This window comes from Pseudomonas sp. JH-2 (assembly GCF_036231725.1).
In the GTDB taxonomy this organism is placed as follows: Bacteria; Pseudomonadota; Gammaproteobacteria; order Pseudomonadales; family Pseudomonadaceae; genus Pseudomonas; species Pseudomonas delhiensis.
Window position 1 is genome coordinate 113,010 of record NZ_JAZAQP010000007.1, and the last position, 26,595, is coordinate 139,604.

Genomic DNA, 26,595 nt, shown 5'->3' on the forward strand with positions numbered 1-26,595 from the left:
AGGGAAGTTTGGTCACTCCAAATGAACGACGAGTAACGCAGTGCTGCGCCAAATGGCGCCCGTCCCGCAGGGTTGCGCAGCAACGCGGTTCGTGGCGAAGCGTGGGAGGCCCCTAATATGCCCGGGCCATTGCTTCATGTCGGCGCCACGGTGCTCTGCGCCCATGGCGGCAATGCCACCCCCACCGCGCCCAACCCACGGGTGCTGGTCGGTGGCCAGCCGACGGTGCTGATGAGCGCGCCCTACGTCATCGCCGGCTGCCCGTTCAACGTTTCCGGCGGCCCGGTGCCCTGCGTCACCGCGCAATGGCTGGTGGCGGCGACGCGGGTGTTCAGCAACGGCCAGCCGCTGCTGCTGATGGACAGCCAGGCGGTCTGCGCGCCCAACGGCACGCCGCTGCTGCCGGTGGCGGCGCAGACCCGCGTGATCGGGAGCTGAACATGACCCAGCGACTGTACTTCCCCTACCGCTTCGACGGCCACGGCCGCACCCGCGACGCCGACGAGGCCACCTGGATCCGCGGCCTGATCGAGCAGGTGCTGTTCACCGCGCCGGGCGAGCGGGTGATGCGCCCGGACTTCGGCAGCGGCCTGCGCGAGCTGGTGTTCGCGCCCAACAGCCCGGAGCTGGCGGCCACCGTGCAGTTCCTGGTGCAGGGCGCGCTGCAGCAGTGGCTGGCCGGGCTGATCCTGGTCGAGGGCGTGGAGGTCAGCGCCGTCGAATCGCGCCTGGCGGTGCAGGTGCAGTACCGCATCCGCCGCAACGACGCGCTGCACTCGGCGCTGTTCGTCCAGGGAGGCGCGCCATGATCTACCACTGCTGCGAGGAACACCGCCGCGCCCTGGTGGACGCCCACCCCACGCTCAACGGCATCGACTACCTGGAAGTGCTGGACCAGGACGCGCCGCCCGGCAGCCCGCGCCAGCGCACCCTGCTGGTGCGCCTGCTCAAGCCGGTGCCGGCGGCGCTGGGCCTGGACAACCTGCACATCGAGGGTGGCGAGCGGGTGCGCCACATCGGCATCCTCTGGCTGGGCAGCGCCAGCTCGCCACCGGCCCAGGCCAGCGCCGCCGAGCAGGCGCTGTTCGCCGCCCTGGCCGAGCCCGACCGGGTGCTGGTGGTGCGCACCGACAGCGACGGCGACCACTCCACCTACCGCCTGCGCCTGCACCGGGCCGGCGCCGAACAGCCGCTGGCGGACTTCGACCCGCGCCTGTCGGCGGTGGATTTCGCCTTCAAGGTCGAGTGCCCCAGCGACTTCGACTGCCGCCCGCAAACCGACTGCCCCGGGCAGCCTCCGGCCAGCCCGGACCTGAACTACCTTGCCCGCGACTACGCCAGCCTGCGCCGCCTGGTGATGGACCGCCTGGCGCAAGGCATGCCCGGTTGGCGCGAACGCAGCCCGGCGGACCTGGCCACCACCCTGGGCGAGCTGATCGCCTATGTCGGCGACCTGCAGCACTACCAGCTGGACGCCATCGCCACCGAGGCCTACCTGCACACCGCGCGGCGCCGCAGCAGCCTGCGCCGCCACGCGCTGCTGGTGGACTACCACCTGCACGAGGGCTGCAACGCCCGCGCCTGGCTGCACCTGGAGGTCAGCGGCGGGCCCTTCGCGCTGCCGGACGGCCTGCGCTTCTACACCCGCGTGCCCGGCGTGCCGCGGCGCCTGCTCGCCGACTCGCCGGAGGAGCGCCGCGCCCTGGAAGCGGCGCCGCTGGTGTTCGAACCGATGCACGGGGCGAACCTGGACGCGGCGCACAACCGGCTGTTCTTCCACACCTGGAGCGACGAGCGCTGCTGCCTGCCGGCCGGCGCCACCACGGCGACCCTGCGCGGCCATTTGCCCGGCCTGGCCGTGGGCGACGTGCTGGTGCTGCAGGAAGTGCTCGGCCCGCTCACCGGCGAGCCGGCCGACGCCGACCCGGCGCGCCGCCATGCGGTGCGCCTGACCCGGGTGCGCGCCTTCGATGGCAGCGATCCGCTGGCCGATCCCCTGGACGGCAGCCCGGTCACCGAGATCGCCTGGCACCCCGGCGACGCCCTGCCCTTCGCCCTGTGCATCTCCAGCCAGAGCGACGACGAGCACGGCAATGCGCGCCTGGAAGATGTCAGCGTCGCCCTGGGCAATATCGTGCTGGTCGACCACGGCCGCAGCGTCGCCGGCGAAGCCCTGGGCAGCGTGCCGGCGCCGCTGCTGAGATACCCGGGCAGCGGCGGCGCCTGCCAGCGCCAGGCGCCCGAGCCGCTGCCGCCGCGCTACCGGCCCTTGCTGGCGGAGGGCCCGGTGACGCACCGCGGCCGCGTGCAGCGGCGCATCGTCGAAGGCGGCCTGCAGCGCCGCCAGTGGGTGTTCTTCGATGCCACCGACTCGGCCAGCGCCGCGCTGCGCTGGCGCGCCGCCGACGCCCTGCCCGAGCTGCGCCTGGAGAGCGGCGCCGCCCCGGACCTTTGGAGCGTGCAGCGCGACCTGCTGGACAGCCACGCCGACGACCGCTGCTTCGTCCTGGAAACCGAGCAGGACGGCAGCGCCCGCCTGCGCTTCGGCGACGACCAGCACGGCCGCCGGCCGGACAGCGGCAGCGCCTTCCGCGCCTTCTACCGCGTCGGCAACGGCACCGCCGGCAACGTCGGCGCGGACGCCATCGCCCATGCGGTGAGCGCCGAGGGGCGCATCCGGTGGGTGTGCAACCCGCTGCCGGCCCGCGGCGGCGTCGAGCCGGAAAGCCCGGCCCAGCTGCGCCGCGCCGCACCCCAGGCGTTCCGCACCCAGGAACGCGCGGTCACCCCGGCCGACTACGCCGAGGTCAGCGAACGCCTGGCCGGCGTGCAGCGCGCCGCCGCCAGCCTGCGCTGGACCGGCAGCTGGCACACGGTGTTCGTCACCGTCGACCGCGAGGGCGGCGCGGCGGTGGACGCCGGCTTCGCCGTGGAGCTGGTCGAGCACCTGGAGCGCTACCGCATGGCCGGCCACGACCTGCGGGTGGACGAGCCGGTGCACGTGTCGCTGGAGATCGAGCTGCTGGTCTGCGTGCGCGCCGGCTACTTCCGCAGCGACGTGCGCCGCGCGCTGCTCGACGTGCTCGGCTCCCGGCGCCGCGCCGACGGCGCCCCGGGGCTGTTCCACCCGGACAACTTCAGCTTTGGCCAGACCGTCTACCTCAGCCCGCTGTACGCCGCGGCGCGCAGCGTACCCGGCGTGGCCTCGGTGCAGGTCAAGCGCTTCCAGCGCCTCGGCCAGGCCGACGCCAAGCCCCTGGCCGATGGCTTCATGCGCCTGGGCCGGCTGGAGATAGCGCGCCTGGACAATGACCCCGACTTCCCCGAGCACGGCGTGCTGCACCTGGAACTGCACGGAGGCAAATGATGAACGGCAAACCCGAGTGCGACTGCTGCGCCGGCGTCGAGGCCGACACCCCGCGGCGCATCGACAACCCGCCCGGCCTGCCGGCGCTGGACTACCGCAGCGGCCGCCACGGCGACTACCTGGCGAGCCTGCGGGCGCGCCTGTCCAGCACCGACTACCCGGCCCTGGCGGCGCTGACCAGCCGCGAGGACAGCGACTTCACCCTGGCCCTGGCCGACGCCCTGGCCTGCTCGCTGGAAGTGCTGGGCTTCTACACCGAGCGCTACGCCCAGGAGCACTACCTGCGCACCGCCACCGAACAGCTGTCGGTGCGCCAGCTGGCGCGGCTGATCGGCTACCGCGCGGCGCCCGGGGTGGCCGCTTCCACCCACCTGGCCTTCACCCTGCTGGAAACCCCCGGCGCGCCGAGCGAGCCCATCGTCATCCCGCCGGGCACGCGGGTGCAGAGCGTGCCCGGCCAGGGCGAGCAGGCGCAGACCTTCGAGACCACCGCGCCGGCGCCGGCGCGCGCCGAGTGGAACGCCATCGCGGTGCAGGCCAGCCGCCCCTGGCAGCCGCAGAGCGGCGACACCGGGCTGTGGCTGGCGGGCCTGGCCACCGGCCTGCAGCCGGGCGACGCCCTGCTGATCGTCGGCAACGAGCGCCTGGCCGACCCGGGCAGCGAACGCTGGGACATCCGGGTGCTGGCCAGCGTCGAGCCGGACACCGCCAACCAGCGCACCCGGGTGCGCTGGACCACGCCCCTGGGCAGCCGCTTCCCGAGCATGGCCCCGGCCGCCGCCGGCGTGCAGGTGTTCGCCCTGCGCCAGCGCGGCGCGCTGTTCGGCCACAACGCGCCGGACCCGAACCTGCTGGGCAACGACGATTCCAACATCGCCCAGCAGATCGACAAGGCCGATGCCGACGCCTGGCAATGGAAGAACTTCGTGCTCGACCCAGCGGCCGTCGACCTCGATGGCGACAACCCGAAGCTGGTCGCCGGCGGCTGGTTCGCCCTGGTCTCCAACCAGGCCGGCCTGGGCAGCGCCGACCTGCCCGGCTACACCGAGCTGTACCGCATCGCCCGGGTGGCGCACCGCAGCCGCACGGCCTTCGCGCTGTCGGCCAAGGTCACCCGGCTGACCCCGGACACCCAGGAGCACCTGACCGCCGAGCGCTTCCCGCTGCGCCGCACCCTGGTCCTGGCGCAGAGCGAGGCGCTGGCCGCCACGGCGCGGCCACTGCTGTACCCGGTGCAGGGCGACGAGCTGGTGCTGGCGCGCCGCGTCGAAGGCCTTGCCCCGGGGCAGCCGCTGGCCCTCTCCGGCGTGCGCCAGCGCCTAGCGGTGCTGGCCGGGGGCCTGGCGCTGCAGCTGGACGACGGCGGCAGCGCCGCCCTGGGCGAAGGCGACGAACTCTTCATGCTCGCCCCGGCCGACCGCCTGTATGGCGCCAGCGCGGTGGCCCAGGACGCGGAAACCTTCGCCGGGCTGCTGGGCAGCCCCGCGGTGAACCTGCGCCTGCACCTGCTGGACCGCGACGGCCGCAGTGGCCGGCTCAGCGCCAAGGCCAGCCAGTTGCGCCTGGCCGAGGCGCGCAAGGGCGACGCCGTGGTGCGCCAGGTGGCCTTCATCGCCGACGGCGACGACGCCCTGGCGCTCGACCGCGACTACACCCGCATCAAGCTGCGCGCCGCGTTGCAGTACGTGTTCGAGCGCGCCAGCCTGCGCGTCAACGCCAACCTGGCGCCGGCCAGCCACGGCGAGACGGTGGAGGCCATCCTCGGCGACGGCGACGCTGGCCAGGCCAACCAGCGCTTCGCCCTGAACCAGGCGCCGCTGACCTACGTCGCCGCCAACACCCCCAGCGGCCGCGCCTCCACCCTGGAGCTGCGGGTCAACGACGTACTCTGGACCGAGGCCCCGACGCTGTACCGCGCCGCCGCCGACGCCCACGGCTACGAAACGGCCCAGGACGAGGCGGGCCTCGCCACCCTGCAGTTCGGCGACGGCCTCGAAGGCGCGCGCCTGCCCAGCGGCCACAGCAACGTGCGGGCGCGCTACCGCAAGGGCCTGGGCAGCGCCGGCAACCTCGCCGCCGGCAAGCTCACCACCCTGCTCTCGCGGCCGCTGGGCGTCAGCGAAGTGGTCAACCCGGCCGCGGCCAGCGGCGGCGAGGACGGCGAGGCGCTGGAGCGGGCGCGGGCCAATGCGCCGCTGACGGTGCTGACCCTCGACCGCGCGGTATCGGTGGCCGACTACGCCAACTTCGCCCGCGCCTTCGCCGGCATCGACAAGGCCCATGCGCTGTGGATCCCCGCCGGCCCGGCGCGCGGCGTGTTCCTCAGCCTGGCCGGCGTCGACGGCTCGCCCGTGAGCGAGGACGGCGCCACCTACGGCTTCCTGCGCGACGCCCTGCTGGCCTATGGCGACCCGCTGCTGCCGCTGCGCCTGGCCAGCTACCGCGACGCGCGCTTCCGCTGCCGGCTGGCGGTGAAACTGGCCCCCGGCTACGAAGCCACGCCGCTGCTCACGGCGGTCGAGGCGGCGCTGCGCGAGCACTTCGGCTTCGCCCGCCGCGACTTCGGCCAGACCGTCTCGGTGGACGAGCTGGCCGCGGTGGTCCAGCGCCTGCCCGGCGTGCTGGCGGTGCAGGTCGCCCGGCTGTACCGCCAGGGCCAGCCGCCGGCGCTGAAGCCACGGCTGTTCGCCGCGCTGCCGGTGCCCTCGCTGACCGGCCTGCCCCAGGCCGCGGAACTGCTGACCCTGAGTGATGCGCCAATGGAACTGGAGGTGCTGCCATGAGCCTGGATGCGCAAAGCCTGTACGCCCTGCTGCCGGCCATCCACCGCGTGCGCGACGCCGAGATCGCCGCCGCCGAAGGCCTGGACCGGGGCCCGCTGGAGGAACTGCTGGCGCTGCTGGCGGAACAGCTCGGCGTCGCCGAGGAAAGCCTGGAGCAGCTCTACGACGACCTGTTCATCGAGACCTGCGGCGACTGGGTGGTGCCCTACATCGGCGACCTGATCGGCTACCAGGGCCTGCACCGGGTGGTGCCCAAGGTCGCCAGCCCGCGCGCCGAGGTGGCCCACACCATCGCCCTGCGCCGGCGCAAGGGTACCGCCACGGTGCTGGAGCAGCTGGCCCGCGACGTCACCGGCTGGGACGCCCGCGCGGTGGAGTACTTCCAGCGCCTGTGCGCCACCCAGTACATGAACCACCCGCGCCCGCAGGCCGTGCAGGCGCCGGACCTGCGCCAGGGCGAGGCGCTGGAATGGCTGGGCACGGCCTTCGAGGGCGCCAACCGCAGCGTCGACGTGCGCAACATCGAGTCCGGCCGCGGCCGCCACAACATCCCCAACGTCGGCCTGCACCTGTGGCGTATCCAGGCCTACCCGCGCAGCCAGGTGCCCTGCCCGCGCGCCGGCGTGCGCCGCTACCGGGCAAGCCCCCTGGGCCAGGACGTGGCGCTGTACAACCGGCCGCAGGCGGAGGACGACATCGGCCACCTGGCCGAGCCGGACAACGTGCCCTGGCCGCTGTCGCGCCGGCGCCTGGCCGCGCACCTGGCCCGCCACTACGGCGTGCGGGCCAGCGCCACGGCGCCGCTGGACAACCCGCAGCCGAGCCTGCAGCTGTGGGTCGACGGCGTGGCCATCGAGCGCGACCGCATCTGCATCTGCCACCTGGGCGACGATGGCGGCGGCTGGGCCCATACGCCGCCGCCGGACGGCCTGTATTCCATCGACCCGCGGCTGGGGCGCATCGCCCTGCCCGGCGACGCCGCCGACCCCGCCGAAGTCCGCCTGAGCTGGCACGAAGGCGCCTGCGCCGACCTCGGCGGCGGCCAGTACGAGCGCGGCGCCGACCTGCCCGTGCCGCCGGAAGAGCGCACGCCGGTGCGCGTGCCCGGCGACCAGCCGACCCTGGCCGCGGCCCTGGCGCAGGTCGCCGGCGACGGCGTGGTGGAGATCACCGACAACGGCCGCTACGAAGAGGCGCTGGACATCGAGGTGAGCGCCGGCGGCGCAGTGGAAATCCGCGCCGCCAATGGCTTCCGCCCGCTGCTGGCGCTGACCACGCTGAATGTCAGCGGCGGCGCCGACGCGGCCTGCCTGCTCAACGGCCTGCTGATCGCCGGCGCGCCGTTGCAAGTGCCGGCCGCCCCGGGCAACGCCCTGGCGCGCCTGGAGCTGAAGCACTGCACCCTGGTGCCGGGCATCGCCCTGGACGCCGCCGGCCTGCCGACGCAACCGGCCACGCCGAGCCTGCAACTGGAAGTGCCCGGCCTGCGCGTGGAACTGACGCGCTGCATCCTCGGCGCCATCCGCGCCCACGAGCACGCCGAGGTGACGGCCAGCGACTGCCTGGTCGATGCCCTCGCCCGCAGCGCCGTGGCCCTGGCCGCCGGCGACGGCGATTCGCCGGGGGCCAGGTTGTCGCTGGACGCCTGCACGGTGGTCGGCAAGCTGCACACCCGCGAGGTGGGGCTGATCTCCAACAGCATCCTGTTCGCCGAGCTGGCCACGGCCGACACCTGGCCCGCCGCGGTGCGCGCCCTGCGCAAGCAGGTCGGCTGCGTGCGCTTCAGCTGGCTGCCGCCCGGCTCGCGGGTGCCGCGTCGCCACCACTGCCAGCCGGACACCGCCGGCTCGGGCATCGCGCCACGCTTCACCTCGCTGCGCTATGGCACGCCCGCCTACGGCCAACTGGCCGGTTCGACGCCGGTGGAAATCCTCCAGGGCGCCGACGACGAGAGCGAAATGGGCGTGCTGCACCACCTGTACGGCGCGCAACGCCTGGTCAACCTGCGCATCCGCCTGGCCGAGTACCTGCGCGTCGGGCTGCGCGCCGGCAGTTTCCACGAATCCTGAGGAACCCCGCCATGAGCTTCGATCTTTCGCGCATCCGCTTCGACGCCCACCGCGACTTCCTCGGTGTGGTCATGCAACAGGGCCGCGTCCAGCTAGACGCCGACTGGAACGAATGGGTCGCGCAGCTGGCGCGGCGCCTGCAGGCCGGCAGCCTGGACGGCTTCGGCGGCAACGTGGTGCCGCGCATCACCCCCGACGGTTTCCGCATCCAGGCCAGCGGCGGCAAGCTGAACATCGGCGCCGGGCGCATGTACGTCGACGGCCTGCTGGCGGAGAACCACGGCGCCGCGCCCCTGGCCTGGGAACCACGGCTGGCCGGGCTGGCCGGCAGCGCGCCGCTGGACTACGCCGCGCAGCCCTACTACCCGGACCCGCCGGCGCTGCCCGAGGGCGGGCCGCACCTGGCCTACCTGGACGTCTGGCAGCGCGAGGTGGACGCGGTGCTGGCCCCGGACCTGGTGGAGAAAGCCGTGGGCGTCGACACCACGGGGCGCCTGCAGACGGTCTGGCAGGTCAAGGTGCTGGCCGGCATCGGCGATGGCACCTGCGCCACGCCCGACGCCGAGCTGCCCGGCTGGCTGGCCGCCACCGCGCCCTCGGCGGCGCGCCTGAGCACCGCCACCGGGGTGCCGGACTTCGAGCCCGACCCCTGCCAGGTGCCGCCGGCCGCCGGCTACCGCGGCCTGGAGAACCAGCTGTACCGTGTCGAGGTGCACCGCGGCGGCCCCCTGGGCACGGCGACCTTCAAGTGGTCGCGGGACAACGCCACGGTGGCCTCGCGCGTCACCCACATCAACCCGGCGCGCGACCGCATCACCGTGGAAAGCCTCGGCCGCGACCAGGTGCTGCGCTTCCACGACGGCGACTGGGTGGAAGTCAGCGACGACTGGCGCGAGCTGCACAACCTGCCCGGCGAGCTGCGGCGCATCCGCGTGGCCGGCGGCGTCGACGAGACCGCGCGCACCCTGCAGTTCGACCTCGCGCTGCCGGCCGGGCTGTTCCCCACCGACGCCCAGCAGGCCACCGACGCGGCGCGCAACACCCGCGTGCGGCGCTGGGACCAGGCCGGCCCGGTGCGCCGCGAGGACGGCAGCCAGCTGCTGGACCTCAATGCCCCGGCGGCGGCCGGCGACATCCCGATCCCCGCCGCCGGTACCCGGCTGTTCCTGGAGAGCGGCATCCTCGTCGAGTTCGCCCTGGCGCCGGCGGGCGGCCAGTTCCACAGCGGCGACCACTGGGTGTTCGCCGCGCGCACCGTGGATGCCAGCATCGAGCTGCTGGACCAGGCGCCGCCACTGGGCATCCACCACCACTACGCGCGCCTGGCGGTGGTCGACTTCCCCGACGACGAGACCGACTGCCGCGTGCTCTGGCCGCCCATCGCCGAGGGCGAAGGCTGCGACTGCAGCGTCTGCGTCAGCGCCGAAGGCCACAACAGCGGCGCGGCCACCATTCAACAGGCCATCGACTCGATCAAGGACAGCGGCGGCACCGTCTGCCTGGGCATCGGCACCTACAACCTGCGCGAGCCGCTGAACATCGACGGCGCCCGCTCGCTGCGCATCCGCGGCCAGGGCTGGGCCACCCTGCTGGTGGCCGGCCAGCCCGGCACCGTGCTGAACATCGAGGCCAGCATCGGCGTGGCCCTGGAGAACCTCAGCCTGCTCGGCTCGACCAACCGGGAAACGCCGGCGATCCTCGCGCGCAACACCCTGGACCTGCGCGCCGAGCACATCAACGTGATCTGCCTGGCGGTGGGCGACGGCACCAGCGCGGCCATCGGCCTGGCCGGCTACGCCCTGGGCGCCTACGTCGGCGACTGCGCGCTGGTGGCCGAGCGCGGCATCGTGCGCGCCGACGAGTACCTGCTCGGCGCCGAGCTGCAGGTCGCCCGCAACCTGTTCATCTGCAGCCAGCGCGCCCTCAGCTTCGACGGCGTCAGCCTGCACTACGGCAACACGCGGGTGGCCGGCAACCTGATGCTGGGCGGCAACCAGGCGGCGCTGGTGGCCACCGGCGCGGTGCTGCCCGGCGCGGTGTTCGACATCGACGGCAACGTCATCCACACCGGCGGCGCCGGCATCCGCGCCGGGGTCGACGGCCTGCGCATCCGCGCCAACGAGATCAGCGGCCTGGACCAGCGCAGCGGCGACGGCATCGTCCTCGAGGAAGGCCTGGACCCGCTGGCGCTGGACGGCGTGCGCATCGAAGGCAACCGCCTGGCCCGGCTGCAGGGCAACGCCATCCTCATCCGCCAGCGGGTGGAGAGCGCCGTGATCACCGGTAACAGCTTCGACGCCATCGGCCTGGGCGCGCTGGTGATGGGCGAAGGCGGCGCCGCCGGGGTGCTGGCCTTCAGCGGCAACCGCTGCCAGGGCCTGGGCCTGGCAGCGAGCGGCGCCTATGCCGCCATCCAGCTGGTGCGCGTCGACCAGGCCGACCTGTGCGACAACCAGCTAGCCGAGGTGGCGCGCCAGGCCACCGACCTGGCGGCGCTGGACGCCATCCGTACCGTGGCGGTGCAGCGCCTGCGCATCAGCGGCAACCGCCTGCTCGGCATCGGCCCGGACCGCAGCGGCGCCGAGATCACCGGCATCCACCTGCTGCCGCCCTTCGACCGCGCGCTGGTGCAGGCCAACCAGGTGGAACGCCTGGGCGACGACCCGGCGCAGAAACCGTTGATGAGCCAGTGGCGGGCCATCCGCGTGGCCAGCGCGGCGGCCGGCTCGCCGCTCTACGCAAGCCCCGCCCAGGTGGTCGAGGGGGCCCAGCTGAGCTACCTGTTCACCGCCAGCCAGGTGTTCGCCCTGGCCCCGCGCGCGGCCGACCTGGCGATCCAGGACAACCAGCTGCGCAGCCACGCCAGCAGCCTGCCGCTGGTGCTCTGCGCGGCGCTGGACAACTGCCTGTTCGCCGGCAACCGCTGCCAGGCGCTGGACGGCAACGACCAGCAGCCGCAACTGGGCGCGTTGCAGGGGCGGACCCTCAACGCCAGCAACAACCGCCTGATCGGCCGCGAAAAGCTCGACACCCTGCACCTGAGCACCCAGCTGGAACGGGCCATCGTCATCGGCAACGCCAGCAGCGGCAACATCAGGGTGCTCAGCGGCGCCACGGTGCCCAACGACATCAACCTGTGCAACCTCATCGGCGTCTAAGGAAGGTGCAGCATGCCCGTCATCCCGTTCCGCGGTGAAAAGAGCCTCGGCGAAATCGCCGACAAGCTGTACAGCCGGCTCACGGTGAAGCAGCGCGAGAAGGTCGAGAGCGCCCTGCTCCGGCAGAATCCGCAGCTGGCCGACCTGGCAACCCTGCCCAGCGGCACCCTGGTGCAGTTGCCGGCGCTGCCGGAGCTGAGCGCCAAGGCCCGGGCCGGCAGCCAGGGGCCCCAGGCCGAGGTGGCCGCGCAACTGGGCGACGGCCTCGACGCCTACGCCAGGCAGCTGACCCTGCGTTACCGCCAGGCCATGGAGGCGCTGGCGCAGGCCCAGGCGCTGCTGGGCGACGCCGAGCTGCGCCGGGCAATCGCCAAGGAGCCCGCCCTGCAGGCGCTGGCCAAGGACCTCGGCCCTGCCTGCGAGGCCCGCGCCAAGCAGCTGGAACAGCGCCAGAAGGACGCCAGCGAGGGCCTGAAGCAGGCCCTGGCGGACCTGCAGGCGGGGTTCGGCAAGGGTTGATTCAGAGCGCGGCGGCGACCTTGGCCCGCGCCGGTTCCGGCAGCCAGTCCTGCCACACTTGCGGATGCGCCTTGAGGAAGGCGCGGGCGGCGTCGCGCGGGGCCTGGCGCGTCTCGCTCATCTTCGCCAGGGCGGCATTGAGCGGCTCGATGGGGATGTCGACCTTCTGGAACAGCGCCACCAGGTCCGGGTAGTCCTCGCGGAAGGCCGCCGAGACGCCGATGGACAGGCGCGCCGGCAGCGACTGGCAGCCGCGCGGGTTGGGGTTGCTGGCGTCCACCAGGGTCTTCCAGGCCTCGGCGTCGAAGGGCGGTTCTTCCAGGCGCACCAGCTTGTAGCGGCCCATCAGCGGCGTCGGCGACCAGTAGTAGAACAGCACCGGCTTGCCGCGGCGGATGGCCGAGGCGATCTCGGCGTCCATGGCCGCGCCCGAGCCGCTGCGGAAGTTCACGTAGCTGTCTTCCAGGCCGTAGGCCTTGAGCTTCTGCGAATTGACGATCTCCGAGGTCCAGCCGGTGGGGCTGTTGAGGAAGCGCCCCTTGTCCGGCGCCTCGGCGTCGCGGAACACCTCGCGGTAGCGCGGCAGGTCGCTCACCGAGCTCAGCTGCGGCGCGGCGGCGGCGATGCCGCGGGCCGGGTCGCCGTGGATCACGTAGTCCGGCACCCACCAGCCCTCGTTGGCGTTCTTCACGATGTCGCCCAGGCCGGCCACCTTGCCTTCGGCCTCGGCCTTGATCCAGGCGGGGCTGCGCCCGGCCCACTCCTCGCCTATCACCTGGATGTCGTTGTGCGCCAGCGCGGTCTCCAGGCTCACGGTGCTGCCGGGCAAGGTGTCGGTGGGGTAGCCGTAGCCCTGCTCCACCAGCAGGCGCAGCACCTCGGTGATCAGGCTGCCGCTTTCCCAGGTGAGTTCGCCGAAATGGATGGGCTTGCGTTCCTCGGCCGCCTGCGCGCCCTGCGCCAGGAGCCCCAGGGCCAGCAGCGCGGTCCCCAGCCAGCGGGTGATCGAATGCATCGGGTCGTTCCTTCTTCGAGCCGGCCACGAGGCCGGTGCCAGGTCGAAGGCGCGCCGGCAAGCACGCCGCGTCGCCACCCGCGCGAAGCGGGCCGCCCTGTATTGATAGCCGAAACTCGCGCCGCGCGCCGCAACCGGGCCTGCCGGCGGACCATCGCCCTGGCCCATATGCACTATCAAGCGCATTCATCATTAGCCTGCGAACAGTTTGCTAGCTTATTACCCCATCAGGTGTTGCTCGCCTGGTTTTGAAGCCTCAAGGCCGTTACCACTCCCCGCTTCCCCCGCGACTCGGTAACGGCCTTTTTTTCGTCTGCGATTCAGGGTTGGGATTGCGCGGCGGGCTCTAGAGCACCCTCACCCCAGCCCTCTCCCGGAGGGAGAGGGGGCCGTTCGGCGTGGGCGGATAACCCTACGTCAGCTGGCGAGTTCGTAGGGCGTATAACCGTTCGCGGTTATACGCCGTTGGCCTGTGCGCCGATGCCCTTCTGGAACTGTAGGAGCGAGCTTGCTCGCGAACGGGGTTTGCCGGTGGCTGCGGTGTTGGAGTTGAGAGCGCCCTCTCCCCAACCCTCTCCCTGAAGGGAGAGGGGGCCGTTCGGAGTGGGCGGCTAATCTAGAGTCATCCTGAAACTCCTCACTCCCCCTCGATCCTACGAAAAGCAAAAGCACGCCCGCTCTTGCTCTGGCTTTTGGACTTCCAGAGAAACCTCCGCGCACTCCGAAACGCCCCTTCAGAAGGCCGAGCGAAACCGGCGCTCAGGAGGTCATGCGACATGGATGTCGGGGCGGGCCTCCGTGGCGGGGGAGTTCGTGAGGGTAGCCCGGCTCCATCGGGCCCGTATGCGGGGCAAGCCTTTTTGGTTCCTTTTGTGGCGTTTGACAAAAGGGACTCGCCCGAGGGGGCGAAACAAGAAACATCCGAGCACTCGGTGCGGCGCGCTACACCCAAACCCAAAAGTCTCTGGGTTATTCCCCTTCGGGCCAGCGCAAGCGCTGTTCGCGATGGAGCTGCGTCCCGCGTTCGCGGGAATGACGAGGTGTGAGGATGGTGCCTGACCGCCAAGCAGCTCAACCATGTAGGGCGCCCCCGCTCCCACCACGACACCTACGCCTGCCCACCCCACTGCTGCAGGCGCTGCCGGCAATGCCGCATGGCGTTGACGATGTGCTTTTCCACCATGTCCCGGGAAATGCCCAGGCGTTCGGCGATCTCGGCATGGGAACAGCCCTCGACCTTGCGCAGCAGGAAGGCCTCGCGGCAGTTCTCCGGCAGTTGCGCCAGGGCGCGGCGCAACATCAGCAGCTGCTGTTGCTGGATGGCCTCGGCCTGCGGGCAGCGTTCGTCGATGCAGCCTTCGCGGTCGAGGGCCTCCAGGTCCTCGTTGCGACGGATACGCGCGCGCCGGCGCAGGTCGATGCTGAGGTTGACGGCGGTCTTGAAGAGGAACGCCCGCGGCTGTTCGATGCGCTCCTCGGCCTTGCGGTCGAGCAAGCGCAGGAAGGTCTCCTGGGTCAGGTCCGCGGCTGCGTGGCGGTCCCCCAGGGTGCGACTGAGGAAGGCGGTCAGTTCCTGGTAGTAGCGAATCAAGAAAAAAGCGCTCCGCCCGGTGGGGGCTTGCGGGTAAGATCGGCTTTCGCAGCCGGTACTGGCTGACAGTCCGGGTCGGACGTAATTATAATCACTCGCATCAAGCCGAAAAGAAAGAGTGATCTGGGCGCACTTCGCCGCCCAGCCGTGGAAGCCTTCGATGAACCAGCCCCCCGCCGAGCACGACGACCAGAGCCTGAGCACCGAAGCCGCGCGCTGGTGCTCGCGCCTGCACGAGGCGGACTGCACCCAGGCCGAGCGTGATGCCTTCGACGCCTGGTGCGCGGAAGACCCACGGCACCGCGACGAATACCTGGCAATGCTGGAGATCTGGCGCCTGGCCGAACGCCTGCAGGCCCCGGCGCGCCAACCCCTGTCGCACAGCCGCCGGGCCCCGGCGCGGCCGCGGCGCTCGCGCGTCAGGCGTTTCGCCACTGCCGCGGCCGTTGCCTGCCTGGCGCTGGGCATGGTCTGGTCGACGGGCTGGTCCGCCGGCTGGCTGCCCTCCCGCGTCGGCTACTACAGCGCCACGGACGCCCCGCGCGAGCTGCGCCTGGCGGATGACTCGCAGGTGCGCCTGAACGCCCATTCGAGCCTGTTCTTCGCCCTCTACCGCGACCGCCGCGACGCCCGCCTGGGCAGCGGTGGCGAGGCCTACTTCAGCGTCAGCCACAACAGCCTGCAGCCATTCACGGTGCGCACCGACAACGGCAGCGTGCGCGTCACCGGCACCCGCTTCAACGTCTGGACCGACGCCAACCAGATGCTCGTCACCCTGCTCGAGGGCTCGGTGGTGGTCACCCCGCCGCCCGGCGTGGACAGCAACAGCGCCCAGCTGACCCCGGGCATGCAGGCCCGCTACAGCAGCGCCACCCGGCAGATCGAGCTGGCCCAGGTGGCCCCCGGCGACGCCATCGCCTGGCTCGACGGCCGCCTGGTGCTGCAGGACCAGCCGCTGCAGGCGGCCATCCCGCAGATCAACCGCTACCTGGCGCGCCCGGTGCGCCTGGACGACCCGGTGGTGGCGGCCATGCGCATCGGCGGCATCTACGACACCAGCGACCTGCAGGCGCTGGTCGACTCCCTGCCCAAGGTGCTGCCGCTGGAAATGCGCCGGCACGACGACGGCAGCATCACCCTGGCCAGCAGGTACGCGCCGCTCTGAGCGTTGCGTCTGTCTCTTCGTAGGAGCGAGCTTGCTCGCGAACGGACTCTGCAGCGGGGCTGATTCGCGAGCAAGCTCGCTCCTACGAAAAGCCGTTACGAAAAGCCGTCGCTTCTCCCTCCAATCCATGCCCGCGAAAAAAAAGTCTTCCGGTTTTTTCCGGTAGCTGCGTCATAGAAGGCTAATCATTCGCATTAATAACAAAACTGCATGGATCATAGGAGTGTCCCAGTGAACCGCAAGCCCCTGCACAGCAAGCGCAGCCCCCTGGCCCGCCTGGTCGGCGCCGCCGCGCTCGGCCTGACCCTGAGCGCCACCAGCGCCTTCGCCGCGCCGGTGCGCATCGACATCCCGGCGCAGCCGCTGGCCTCGGCGCTGACCAACCTCGGCAGCCAGGCGCACCTGCAGATCATCTTCAACCAGGCCCAGGTGCAGAACCTGCGCAGCCCCGGCGTGCACGGCGAGATGGAGCCGGCGCGGGCGCTGGAGCAACTGCTGCGCGGCACCGGCATCCGCTACCAGGTCGACGGCAGCCGCGTGACCCTGCTAGACGCCGACGCCGCCGGCAACGACACCCTGGCGATGCCGGCCCAGGTGGTCACCGCCGCCCCCGAGGGCACCGACAGCTACGTGCCGCGCACCAGCGGCAGCGCCAGCAAGACCGATACCCCGCTGCTGGAAATCCCGCAGTCGGTCTCGGTGATCACCCGCAAGCAGATGGACGCCCAGGGCGTGCAGAGCGTGACCCAGGCCCTGCGCTACGTCCCCGGCGTGCGCGTGGAGACCTACGGCCAGGACCCCAAGGGCTATGACTGGCTGTTCATCCGCGGCTTCAACGGCCAGACCACCAGCGACTACCTCGACGGCCTGCGCCAGTTGAACAACAGCTACACCTTCTTCCGCACCGAGCCCTATGCGCTGGAGCGCATCGACGTGGTCCGCGGCCCGTCCTCCACGCTGTTCGGCCTGGGCGACGCCGGCGGCATCATCAACCGCGTCAGCAAGCTGCCCACCGCGGCCGGCGTGCACGAGGTGGAACTGGGCTTCGGCAATCATGACCGCATCCAGGGCCGCTTCGACATCGGCGACCGCCTGGTCGACGACGGCAGCCTGCTGTACCGCGTGGTCGGCGTGGTGCGCAAGGCCAACACCGAGTTCGAGTACGACGACGGCCACGAGATCAAGGACGACCGCTACTACGTCGCCCCCTCCTTCACCTGGGCGCCGGACGAAGACACCAGCTTCACCTTTCTCAGCAGCTTCATGAAGGACGACAGCGGCGGCACCGTCGCGGTCAACACCCCGCAGTACGGCCATACCGACAACACCCTGCTGGGCGACCACAGCTTCAACCACTCGTACCAGGACCAGTTCACCCTGGGCTACCAGTTCCGCCACCGCTTCAACGACAACGTCGAGTTCCGCCAGAACCTGCGCTACGGCCAGGTCGACTTCATCCTCAACAACATGCTGCCGCTGGGCACCGTGAAGAGCGCCGTGCCGGCCCTGGCCGCGCTGGTCCCATCCCTGGCCAACGACGTCCTGCGCTCGCCGCGGCGCTGGGACGAGCACATGAACGCCTTCACCGTCGACAACCAGCTGCAGTTCGACTTCGACACCGCGGGCATCGAGCACACCCTGCTCACCGGCATCGACTATTCGCGCACCGAATCCGACGTCAAGCGCTACTTCGAGAGCCTGAGCCTGGCCAACCTGTCGTACTTCCTGCCGCTGCTGCTGGACCCGAGCAACCCGAAATACGGCCTGAACATCAACCGCCCGAGCACCCTCCAGGTCAACTACGACCAGGACATCGACGCCGTCGGCTACTACGCCCAGGACCAGATCAGGTTCGACGACAACTGGCTGCTGACCCTCGGCGGGCGCTACGACAACGTGCGCAGCAGCACCAACGACCACCTGAGCGGCAGCGACACCCTGGCCAAGGACGATGCCTTCAGCGGCCGCGTCGGCCTGACCTACCTGACCGACTTCGGCCTGGCGCCCTACGTCGCCTACTCCGAGTCCTTCGTGCCCAACAGCGGCATCGACGGCAACGGCAAGACCTTCGAGCCGAGCACCGCGCACCAGTGGGAGACCGGGGTGAAGTACCAGCCCACCGACAAGGTCCTGCTGACCCTGGCCGGCTTCGAGATCGAGAAGACCAACGTGCTCACCAACGACGTGGTCAACGGCGTCAACACCGGCTTCCAGAAGGCCACCGGCAAGGTGCGCTCGCGCGGCATCGAGGCCGAGGTGAAGGCCCAGCTCGACGAGCACTGGGACCTGCTGGGTTCCTACACCTACACCAAGACCAAGATCCTCAAGAGCAACAACGGCGACGAGGGCAACCGCTTCGCCAACGTGCCCGAGCACATGGCCTCGGCCTGGCTCAACTACACCTTCCACGAAGGCGTGGCCAACGGCCTCAGCGTCGGCGGCGGGGTGCGCTACACCGGCTCGGTGTACGGCGACAACGGCAACACCTTCCACGTCGACAACTACACCCTGTACGACGCTGGCGTGAGCTACCCGGTGAACAGGAACGTCACCCTCTCCTTCAGCGCGCAGAACCTGCTCGACGAGAAGTACGTGACCACCTGCGACGACATCGCCGAGTGCTACCCCGGCGAAGGCCGCACGGTGCTGACCAGCGTCAAGTACGCCTGGTAGGCCGGCGCCATTCCCCTGTAGGAGCGCGCCCTGCGCGCGAATCGCGGGCAGGGCCCGCTCCTACAGGTTTGCGTGAGGTACGACATCCGCCGTCGACCTCGCGCATCGGCGCCCGGCCCGCGGCGGATAACCGCGAACGGTTATTCGCCCTACGCCATCCATGCCATTCCCCCGTAGGGCGCATAACGCCTACGGCGTTATCCGCCGTTGTCCCCGCGCATCGGTGCCCGGCCCGCGGCGGATAATCGCCCTACGGGTGCCCGTCATAGGCCCGGCGCAACGCCGCGATATCCAGTTTCTTCATGCCCAGCAGCGCCAGCATGGCGCGCTGCGACGCCGCCGTCGCCGGGCCGGCCATCATGTCCGCGAGCGTCGCCGGCACTATCTGCCACGACAGGCCGTACCTGTCCTTCAGCCAGCCGCACTGCTGCGCCTCCACCGGGCCGCCGGCGGACAGGCGTTCCCAATAGTGGTCGATCTCTTCCTGGCTGTCGCAGTTCACCTGCAGCGACAGCGCCTCGCTGAACTGGAACACCGGTCCGCCGTTGAGCGCGGTGAAGGCCAGGCCGTCCAGTTTGAAGGCCACGGTCATCACCGAGCCCGGCGGGCGGCCATGGATTTCCCGGCCGGCCTCGCCGTAATGGCTGACGGCGGCGATGCGCGAGTTGGGGAAGATGGCCGTGTAGAAGGCCGCGGCCTGCTCCGCCTGGTCGTCGAACCACAGGCAGGGGGTGACGCGCTGGATACGGGACATGGGGCTGTCTCCTGGCGGGTGCGCGGCCACCGTGGCCGCGCCCTGTTCCTGGTCGTCCGGCGGGACGCGGGATCGACAAGTCTGGAACAGGCCCGACGAACGTGCCCGTGCGCGCCGCTCAGCGGCCGAAGCGGCTGGTCTGCATCTCGCGCAGGCGGCTCAGGGTGCGGCGGAACGGGAACTCCAGGCCGCCGCGGGTGTAGAGCGCCTCCAGCGTCACCTCGGCCTCCAGGTACAACGGCACGCCGCGGTCGTAGCATTCGTCGACCAGGGCGATGAAGCGGCGCACGCCGTCGTCCCGGGCCGACAGCGCCGGCAACTGGCGGTCGCCGGCCACCACGCGCCGGGCGCCGTCCTCGGTGCCGCGGGCGATGCGCGCCTCGCGGCGCTCGCCGCCCAGTTCGGGGATGTCGCCCAGCAGGATGGCGTGGAAGCGGTCGCACAGGGCGATGAAGTCCTGGGCCGACCAGGGCCGTTCGCACAGGTCGGCATAGCGGCACCAGAGCACCCCGCGGCCGTGGCGCACCACGGCCAGTTCGCGGGTGCCCAGCGCCAGCGGCGCCTCGCTGCCGCTGCCGGCCAGCGCGGCGAACACGTAGCCCAGGGCGCTGGGCACCCCGGCGCGGGCGAGCCAGTAGCGCTGCACCGGCGCGCCCGGGTGCAGGCGGTGGTCCTGGCCGCCGTCGGTGGCCAGCACCTGCATGTGGCGCTCCAGCGCGGCGATGGCCGGGAGGAAACGCTCGCGGTTGAAGCCGTCGGCGTAGAGCCCCTCGGGCGGCTGGTTGGAGGTGGCGACCACCACCACGCCCTGCTCGAACATGGCCTGCAGCAGGCCGCCCAGCAGCATGGCATCGCCGATGTCGCTGACGAAGAGTTCGTCGAAGCACAGCACCCGCACTTCTTGAGCCAGCTCGGCGGCCAGGGCCTGCAACGGCGAGGCGGTGCCGGAGAGCTGGAACAGGCGGCGGTGCACCCACTGCATGAAGTGGTGGAAATGCTGGCGCCGCGCGGGCACCCGCAGGCTGGCGTGGAAGCGGTCCAGCAGCCAGGTCTTGCCGCGCCCCACCGGCCCCCACAGGTAGACGCCCGGCGGCCGCTCGCCACGGTGCAGGGCCGCCTGGCAGGCCTCCAGGTGCTGCGCGGCGCGGTGTTGCGCGTCGTCCTCGACGAAGCCCCGTTCGCTCAGGGCCAGGTGGTAGGCTGCCAATGGCGAAGACCGCTCCATGGCGACTCCTTACTCGGCCGGGACGATGATGGATACCCGGCGGTTCTCCATGCGCCCGGCGGGGCTGCTGTTGTCCGCCACCGGGCGCTGCATGCCGCGGCCGATGACTTCGAGGTTCTCCCGGGGCATGCCGATGCCGGCCAGCACCTGGGCCACCGACTGTGCCCGGCGCACCGAGAGCTGCTGATTGTAACCTGCATCGCCGTAGGAATCGGTATGGCCTTCCAGGCGCAGCCTGTCGATGCCCACTCCCAGCAGCACGCGGCCAATGCGCTCGACCTCGCCGCGGCTGGGCGGGTCGATGTTGTCGAGGTTGTTGCCGAACAGCACCTTGCTCGACAGCCCCAGCTCCCAGCCTTCCTCGCCCAGCGCGAAGCCCTGCTGGCGGAGCACGGCGACCTGCTCGGCGCTCAGCCCCTTCTGCGGCGCGGGCGGCGTCTGGCAACCGGCCAGCAGCAGGCTCAGCAGCAGGCCGATGAACAGGCGGCTAGGTTTCAGGGGCTTGGCTATCACGGGCTATCTCCTCGTAGTCCTCGGGGGTGGAATCCGCTTCCTCGCCGGCCAGGCTGCGCATGCCGCGGCCGCTGCGCTTGGCGTGGTACATGGCGCTGTCGGCGCGCTGCAGCAGCTCCGCCTGGGTGCGCCCGTGCTGCGGATAGAGCGCCACGCCAATGCTCAACGAGGTAGTGATGCTGCTGCCGTCCGGCAAGGCGATGGACGCGGCCATGCTGGCCAGGATGTCGTCGGCGATGTGCAGCGCCGCGCGGCTGTCCGGCAGCGGCGCCAGCAGCACGGCGAACTCGTCGCCGCCCAGGCGCGCCACCAGGTCGCTGTCGCGCAGCTGGCCGCGGATGCGCTCGGCGATGGCCACCAGCACGCGGTCGCCGGCCGCGTGGCCGAGTTCGTCATTGATCGCCTTGAAGCGATCGGAGTCGATGTACAGCACCGCCGCCTGCCCGCCGTGCTGGGCCAGGTCGCGCAGGGTGCGGCTCAGGCGGCCCTCGAAGAAGGCGCGGTTGGGCAGGTGGGTGAGGCTGTCGTGGTTGGCCTGGTGCGCCAGGGAGGCGTTCTCGCGCTCCAGGTGCTGCTGCCAGGCTTCCAGTTCGTCGAGCAGCGCGTTGAAGTCGCCGCCCAGCTCGTCCAGCTCGGCGATGCGCGCCGAGGGCACGCGCCGCGAGAACTGGCGGTCACGGCGCACCGCGTGGGCCACCTGGGCCAGGCGGTCGAGCGGCGTGACGATGCGGCTGACCATGCGCCGCGACAGGTAGAAGGCGCCCAGGGCGGTCAGCGCCAGGCAGCCGAGCATGCCGCCCAGGCCGGTGAGCAGGAAGGTCAGCAGGCGCCCGCCGGTGCCGGTCAGGCGGATCTCGCCGATCGCCCGGCCGTCGTGGACGATGGGCTGCACTTCCTCGTGGTTGAGCCACCAGCGGCCGATGAAGTGGCGCAGCGGGCTGATCCCGTGGCTGCGCTCCCAGGTGGCCAGCAGGCGGCCCTGGGCGTCGTACACGGCGCAGCGGCGCACCTCCTCGGTGCTGGCCACCAGGCGCAGGGCCTCCTCGGCGGCGGCGCTGTCGTTGAACACCACCGCGGCCTCGACGGTGTAGGCCATCGAGCGGCCTATCAGGTGCAGGTTGTGCTCGGCGTAGGCGCGCAGGGTGAGCAGGCCGACCACGCTCACCGCCAGGCCGGCCATGCACACCGAGGCCAGGGCCACCCCCAGGTGCGCGCGGTACAGCAGGCGGCCCAGCGACTTGCGCCGGGTGCTGCGGCGCTCGGTCAGGCGTGGCAGGCTCATGGCTCGCCCCTCCGCCGGCCGAGGCTCAGCACGCTGGGGTGCACCCGCACGCCGCTGCGCGCCACCGAATCCAGGTTCACCGCGAAGGACGGCGGCGCGACGCCGAGTTCCAGGCAGAACACGGCGCCGACGCTGCAGTCGGGGTCGTCCTCGCTGAGCGACAGCACCGGGTGCCCGGCGATCCCGGCGAATGCCCGCTGGCGCTGCGCCGCATCCAGCCTGCCGAGGTAGAGCACGTTGCAGCGCTCGCCCAGGCCGGGGTCGTCCACCTGGGCCCGGCGCACCTCGACGCGGCGGCCACTGGCCTGCAGCAGGCTGCCCCGGCGCAGCAGGTCCTCGGCGTATTCGCTGGCGCCCAGCACGCACAGTTCCAGGGTCTGCGGCTCCCGCGGCCAGCGCACGTAGCTGAGGATGCCCAGCAACATGCCGCGCAGGGCCGCGCTGTCGCCCTCCGAGGCGCTGGAAGCCGCCAGGCACAGGGGCGCCGCCAGGCCCAGCAGGGCCAGCAGCGCTGCGCGTTGTAGCACAGAGGAGCGACGGATGGCGGTGGAAGCGAAGAACACGGTGGCGGCTCGGCGAGGACCGGAATACGGCGACAAAACCCGCAGCATCTTAATGGATTGCTGTAAGAATGTGACGAACAACCGACTTCTGATTTGACGCGCGACAAGATTCGTCAGTTTTATGACGTCATTTTCAGCGGAATCTCATTCCACAAGGCTGGCAGGGCATCGGCGTCGGTTGGCAGGATTCGATCCACCCTGTCGATTGCTGCCAAAGCGCTATGGACTTCCAATGGATGTACGGCACGACATCGCCGCGACACTCATCAGGAGGCCACCATGACGCTCGACATCCAGGGGGTGAAAGTCCCCGACAGCCCGCTCGCCCGGGAAATCACCGAACTGGTGCGCGACACCGCCACCCCGCTGCTGTTCCACCACTCCTCGCGGGTGTACTACTGGGGCGCGCTCGCCGGCGCGCGCCGGGGCCTGAAGTACGACGCCGAGCTGCTTTACGCCGGCGCCATGTTCCACGACATGGGGCTGCTGCCGCGCTACTGCAGCAAGTGCGAGCGCTTCGAGGTGGACGGCGCCGACTGCGCCGCCGAGTTCCTGCGCAGCCACGGCATCGCCGAGCGCGACGTGGAAACCGTGTGGACGGCCATCGCCCTGCACACCACGCCGGGCATCCCGCAGCACATGCGGGCGGAGATCGCCCTGGTCACCGCCGGGGTGGAGATGGACGTGCTGGGCATCGACTACGCCGGGTTCCCCGGCGCGGTGCGCGACGCCGTGGTGGCCGCCCACCCGCGCGGCGGCGACTTCAAGAACGACATCATCGAGGCCTTCTACCAGGGCATCAAGGACAAGCCGCAGACCACCTTCGGCAACGTCAAGGCCGACGTCCTGGCGCTGAAGGACGCGCACTTCGAACGCATCGACTTCTGCCGGATCATCCTCGATTCGGACTGGCCGAGCTGAGCAGGCGCGCGGCCGGCTCAGCGGCCGGCCGCCTCCTCCACCAGCCCCTGCAGCCACTGCATGAACACCCTTACCCGCGGTGGCTGCTGGCGGTGGGCGTAGAGCAGCGTCACCTCCAGCGGCGCCGGGCGCAAGTCCGGCAGCACCTCCACCAGGCGGCCGTCGGCCAGGTAGTCCTGCAGGCCGTGGCGCGGCGCCTGGATCAGCCCCAGCCCGCCGAGGCAGGCGCCTTCGTAGGCCTCGGCGTTGTTCACCGTCACGCTGCCGGCCATCGGCAGGAAGTGCGTCGCACCCTCGCGACGGTACTCGAAGCCGGCCGGGCGGGTGCCCAGTACGGGCACGTAGTGCACCAGGCGGTGCCCGGCCAGGTCTTCCAGGCCACGGGGCGTGCCGAAGGCGGCCAGGTAGGCGGGGCTGGCGCAGTTGATCTGCTCGAAGGCGCCCAGCGGCCGCGCCACCAGGGAGGCCTCCGCGGCACCGCCTATGCGCAGCACGCAGTCGAAGCCCTCGCGCACCAGGTCGACGCGGCGGTCGGTGCTGCTCACCTCCAGCTCCAGGCCCGGATGGCGGGCGGTGAACTCGCCCAGGCGCGGCATCACCACCTTGCGCGCCACTATGGTCGGCATGTCCACCCGCAGGCGCCCGGCGAGCACCTCGCCGTCGCGGCGGAACAGCCCCTGCAGTTCGTCCATCTGCGCCAGCAGCGCCTTGCTACGCTCGTAGAACACCAGGCCGTCCTGGGTCGCCCGGACCTTGCGGGTGGTGCGCTGCAGCAGGCGGGTGCCGAGCAGGCCCTCCAGTTGCCGGACCTGCTCGGAAACGCTGGAGCGCGGCAGGCCCAGCTGCTCGCCGGCCTGGCTGAAGCTGGAGAGTTCGGTGACACGCACGAAGGTGCGCAACAGTTCGGGCTTGATCATGGGGCGGCGAGGCCTGCGGATTGTTCGGCTGTAGCGACCAGTATTTCCGATTTCGCCGTGTTTATCAGCACCAGCCAGGACAATAACCTTGCCCCGGAAGCCACCCCACACAGGAGCCAGACCATGTCCCGCAAGATCGCCCTCATCACCGGCGCCAGCCGCGGCCTGGGCCGCAACGCCGCCCTGCACCTGGCCGCCGCCGGCGTCGATATCATCGGTACCTACCGCAGCCAGGCCGACGAGGCACGGATCGTCGCCGACGAGATCGAGCAGCACGGCGCCCGGGTGCGGATGCTGCCCCTGGACGTCGCCGACAGCGCCAGCTTCGCCGACTTCGCCCGGAACGTCGAAAGCGTGCTGAAGGAACACTTCGGCCGCCCGCATTTCGACTACCTGGTGAACAACGCCGGCATCGGCCTCCACGCGGCCTTCGCCGAGACCACCGAGGCGCAGTTCGACCAGTTGCTGAAGATCCAGTTCAAGGGCCCCTTCTTCCTCACCCAGAAGCTGCTGCCGCTGCTCGCCGACGGCGGGCGCATCCTCAACGTCTCCACCGGCCTCACCCGCTTCGCCCTGCCCGGCTACTCCACCTATGCGGCCATGAAGGGCGCGATGGAGGTGCTGACGAAGTACCAGGCCAAGGAGTTGGGTGGGCGCGGTATTTCGGTGAACATCCTCGCCCCCGGCGCCATCGAGACCGACTTCGGCGGCGGCCTGGTGCGCGACAACGCCGAACTCAACCGGCAGATCGCCAGCAACACCGCGCTGGGCCGCGTCGGCCTGCCGGACGATATCGGTGGCGCCGTGGTCGCCCTGCTGAGCGACGACAGCCGCTGGATCAATGGCCAGCGGGTGGAGGCCTCCGGCGGCATGTTCCTCTGAGAACCAGTCCATGATCTGCTGCGCGTCGGCATAAGCAGGCGAGTGATGCTCATTAAGTGGCCTGAACTCCGTTTCCTCGCCTGATGCTGTTCACTGAAGAAAGAATGCCGTTTCTCTTCATGAGGGAAACGGCATTTTTCATATGGGATGGGGTTATGGCTTCGTTTGCGAGCCCTTGCACTCAATCCCGCAACGCGGGAACCCAAAAAAGACGTCGGGTTTGGGTGTAGCGCGCCGCACCGAGTGCTCGGATGTCTCTCGTTTCGCCCCCTCGGGCGAGTCACTTCTTTCAAACGCCAAAGAAGTAACCAAGAAGGCTTGCCCCGCATACGGGCCCGATGAAGCCGGGCTACCCTCGCGAATTCCCCCGCCACGGAGGCCCGCCCCGAGGGTACGTCCCTGTAGCCCATCGGGGCTCTAGCGACATCCATGTCGCATGACCTCCTGAGCGCCGGTTTCGCTCGGCCTTCTGAAGGGGCGTTCCGGTGCGCGCGGAGGTTTCTCTGGAAACCCGTAGGGCGCATAACGCCTACGGCGTTATCCGCCGAATCGCGGACAGAGTCCGCTCCTACGGTTCCAGGAAGCACGGTCGTAGGAGCGGGCCCTGCCCGCGATTCGCGCGCAGGGCGCGCTCCTACAGGGGAATGGCATGGCTCGGCCAGCGTAGGAGCGGACTCCGTCCGCGATTGGATTCACCGACCCCGCCGAACGCTCCGGTGGCACGGCCAACGGCGTATAACCGCGAACGGTTATTCGCCCTACGTTCCCGCCTTCGCTGAACCATGAACGGCATTACGCTCCCTCGCCTGCTTTCGCCTTGTTCTGCTCCAGCGCGGCCAGGCGGCACCGGCTACTTCAGCTGGCGCTGGGCGCAGATTTCCGGCAGGTCGGTGCGCCGCAGGTAGGTCTGCAGCGCCTCGCCGAACTCCAGGCGCTCGGCGATGTTCTGCGCCTGGAGTATCTGCAAGCATTCGCGGCTCAGCGTCATCAGCTCGCCGGTCTTCTGCGCCCAGACGAACTCGCAGGCCGGGACGATGCTGTCCTCGTCCACGTCGAGGCCGAAGGAGTCCTCGCTGAAGCGCACCAGGTACTTGCCGGTCTTGCGGTTGAAGCCGACGAAGCCCTTCAGGCGATCGGCGGCGGCGCAGATGTCGGTGGATGTCAGGGCCATGGTCTTTCCTCCCGTACTTTCTTGGCT

At 70.8% G+C, this 26,595-nt stretch carries 20 protein-coding genes; 11 read left to right on the forward strand and 9 right to left on the reverse strand.

From position 1 onward, the window contains the following. The first annotated feature begins 117 nt into the window (after positions 1-117). The 7 genes from VV867_RS07290 to VV867_RS07320 are packed head-to-tail and all read left to right on the forward strand — an operon-like array spanning position 118 to position 11,896. Complete coding sequence (locus tag VV867_RS07290; RefSeq protein ID WP_328565989.1) at positions 118-438, forward strand: hypothetical protein; 321 nt, start codon at positions 118-120, stop codon at positions 436-438. A gap of 2 nt (positions 439-440) precedes the next feature. Then, the gene (locus tag VV867_RS07295; protein WP_109936469.1) at positions 441-809 is read left to right on the forward strand and encodes a GPW/gp25 family protein; all 369 of its coding nucleotides are present in this window, start codon (positions 441-443) and stop codon (positions 807-809) included. Then, on the forward strand, positions 806-3,367 hold the full coding sequence (locus tag VV867_RS07300; protein ID WP_328565990.1) for a putative baseplate assembly protein: 2,562 nt from the start codon (positions 806-808) through the stop codon (positions 3,365-3,367). Before VV867_RS07295 ends, VV867_RS07300 begins: the two co-directional genes overlap by 4 nt. After that, positions 3,367-6,150, forward strand: a complete 2,784-nt coding sequence (locus VV867_RS07305) for a putative baseplate assembly protein (RefSeq protein ID WP_328565991.1) — start codon at positions 3,367-3,369, stop codon at positions 6,148-6,150. The genes VV867_RS07300 and VV867_RS07305 overlap by 1 nt, the downstream gene beginning before the upstream one ends. Then, positions 6,147-8,219 carry a hypothetical protein gene (locus VV867_RS07310; protein WP_328565992.1) on the forward strand — a complete coding sequence of 691 codons (2,073 nt, stop codon included), beginning with the start codon at positions 6,147-6,149 and terminating at the stop codon, positions 8,217-8,219. Before VV867_RS07305 ends, VV867_RS07310 begins: the two co-directional genes overlap by 4 nt. A gap of 11 nt (positions 8,220-8,230) precedes the next feature. Further along, on the forward strand, positions 8,231-11,377 hold the full coding sequence (locus VV867_RS07315; protein WP_328565993.1) for a DUF6519 domain-containing protein: 3,147 nt from the start codon (positions 8,231-8,233) through the stop codon (positions 11,375-11,377). A gap of 12 nt (positions 11,378-11,389) precedes the next feature. Next, a complete protein-coding gene (locus VV867_RS07320; protein WP_109936464.1) occupies positions 11,390-11,896 on the forward strand; it encodes a tail protein X in 507 nt (168 codons plus the stop codon). 1 nt (position 11,897) lies between these two features. Here the strand turns inward: VV867_RS07320 and VV867_RS07325 are convergent, their stop codons facing one another. Both VV867_RS07325 and VV867_RS07330 read right to left on the reverse strand, forming a co-directional pair. Then, complete coding sequence (locus tag VV867_RS07325) at positions 11,898-12,911, reverse strand: ABC transporter substrate-binding protein (protein ID WP_328565994.1); 1,014 nt, start codon at positions 12,909-12,911, stop codon at positions 11,898-11,900. Between the two features lie 1,108 nt (positions 12,912-14,019). Next, positions 14,020-14,502, reverse strand: a complete 483-nt coding sequence (locus VV867_RS07330; RefSeq protein ID WP_109936462.1) for a sigma-70 family RNA polymerase sigma factor — start codon at positions 14,500-14,502, stop codon at positions 14,020-14,022. 160 nt (positions 14,503-14,662) lie between these two features. Between VV867_RS07330 and VV867_RS07335 the strand changes: the two genes are divergently transcribed. Next, on the forward strand, positions 14,663-15,667 hold the full coding sequence (locus VV867_RS07335; protein ID WP_328565995.1) for a FecR family protein: 1,005 nt from the start codon (positions 14,663-14,665) through the stop codon (positions 15,665-15,667). Positions 15,668-15,877: 210 nt separating this feature from the next. Beyond that, a complete protein-coding gene (locus VV867_RS07340) occupies positions 15,878-18,340 on the forward strand; it encodes a TonB-dependent siderophore receptor (RefSeq protein WP_442965007.1) in 2,463 nt (820 codons plus the stop codon). A gap of 250 nt (positions 18,341-18,590) precedes the next feature. Here VV867_RS07340 and VV867_RS07345 read toward each other — a convergent pair whose 3' ends face one another. The 5 genes from VV867_RS07345 to VV867_RS07365 form a co-directional block, all read right to left on the reverse strand. Then, a complete protein-coding gene (locus tag VV867_RS07345; RefSeq protein WP_328565997.1) occupies positions 18,591-19,094 on the reverse strand; it encodes a VOC family protein in 504 nt (167 codons plus the stop codon). Positions 19,095-19,212: 118 nt separating this feature from the next. Further along, a complete protein-coding gene (zapE, locus tag VV867_RS07350) occupies positions 19,213-20,319 on the reverse strand; it encodes a cell division protein ZapE (RefSeq protein WP_109936458.1) in 1,107 nt (368 codons plus the stop codon). 9 nt (positions 20,320-20,328) lie between these two features. After that, on the reverse strand, positions 20,329-20,832 hold the full coding sequence (locus tag VV867_RS07355) for an OmpA family protein (RefSeq protein ID WP_109936457.1): 504 nt from the start codon (positions 20,830-20,832) through the stop codon (positions 20,329-20,331). After that, complete coding sequence (locus VV867_RS07360; protein WP_328565998.1) at positions 20,807-22,114, reverse strand: diguanylate cyclase domain-containing protein; 1,308 nt, start codon at positions 22,112-22,114, stop codon at positions 20,807-20,809. The genes VV867_RS07355 and VV867_RS07360 overlap by 26 nt, the downstream gene beginning before the upstream one ends. After that, complete coding sequence (locus VV867_RS07365) at positions 22,111-22,677, reverse strand: YfiR family protein (RefSeq protein WP_328565999.1); 567 nt, start codon at positions 22,675-22,677, stop codon at positions 22,111-22,113. Before VV867_RS07365 ends, VV867_RS07360 begins: the two co-directional genes overlap by 4 nt. A gap of 279 nt (positions 22,678-22,956) precedes the next feature. Between VV867_RS07365 and VV867_RS07370 the strand changes: the two genes are divergently transcribed. Then, entirely contained in the window at positions 22,957-23,598 is a 642-nt protein-coding gene (locus tag VV867_RS07370; protein ID WP_328566000.1) for an HD domain-containing protein, read from the forward strand. Positions 23,599-23,615: 17 nt separating this feature from the next. Here VV867_RS07370 and VV867_RS07375 read toward each other — a convergent pair whose 3' ends face one another. Then, positions 23,616-24,515 carry a LysR substrate-binding domain-containing protein gene (locus VV867_RS07375; protein ID WP_328566001.1) on the reverse strand — a complete coding sequence of 300 codons (900 nt, stop codon included), beginning with the start codon at positions 24,513-24,515 and terminating at the stop codon, positions 23,616-23,618. Between the two features lie 123 nt (positions 24,516-24,638). Between VV867_RS07375 and VV867_RS07380 the strand changes: the two genes are divergently transcribed. Further along, complete coding sequence (locus VV867_RS07380; RefSeq protein ID WP_328566002.1) at positions 24,639-25,397, forward strand: SDR family NAD(P)-dependent oxidoreductase; 759 nt, start codon at positions 24,639-24,641, stop codon at positions 25,395-25,397. A gap of 850 nt (positions 25,398-26,247) precedes the next feature. On the opposite strand, the gene VV867_RS07385 is transcribed toward VV867_RS07380, so the two are convergent. Beyond that, positions 26,248-26,568 carry a DUF2025 family protein gene (locus VV867_RS07385; RefSeq protein WP_109933425.1) on the reverse strand — a complete coding sequence of 107 codons (321 nt, stop codon included), beginning with the start codon at positions 26,566-26,568 and terminating at the stop codon, positions 26,248-26,250. Between the last annotated feature and the right edge of the window lie 27 nt (positions 26,569-26,595).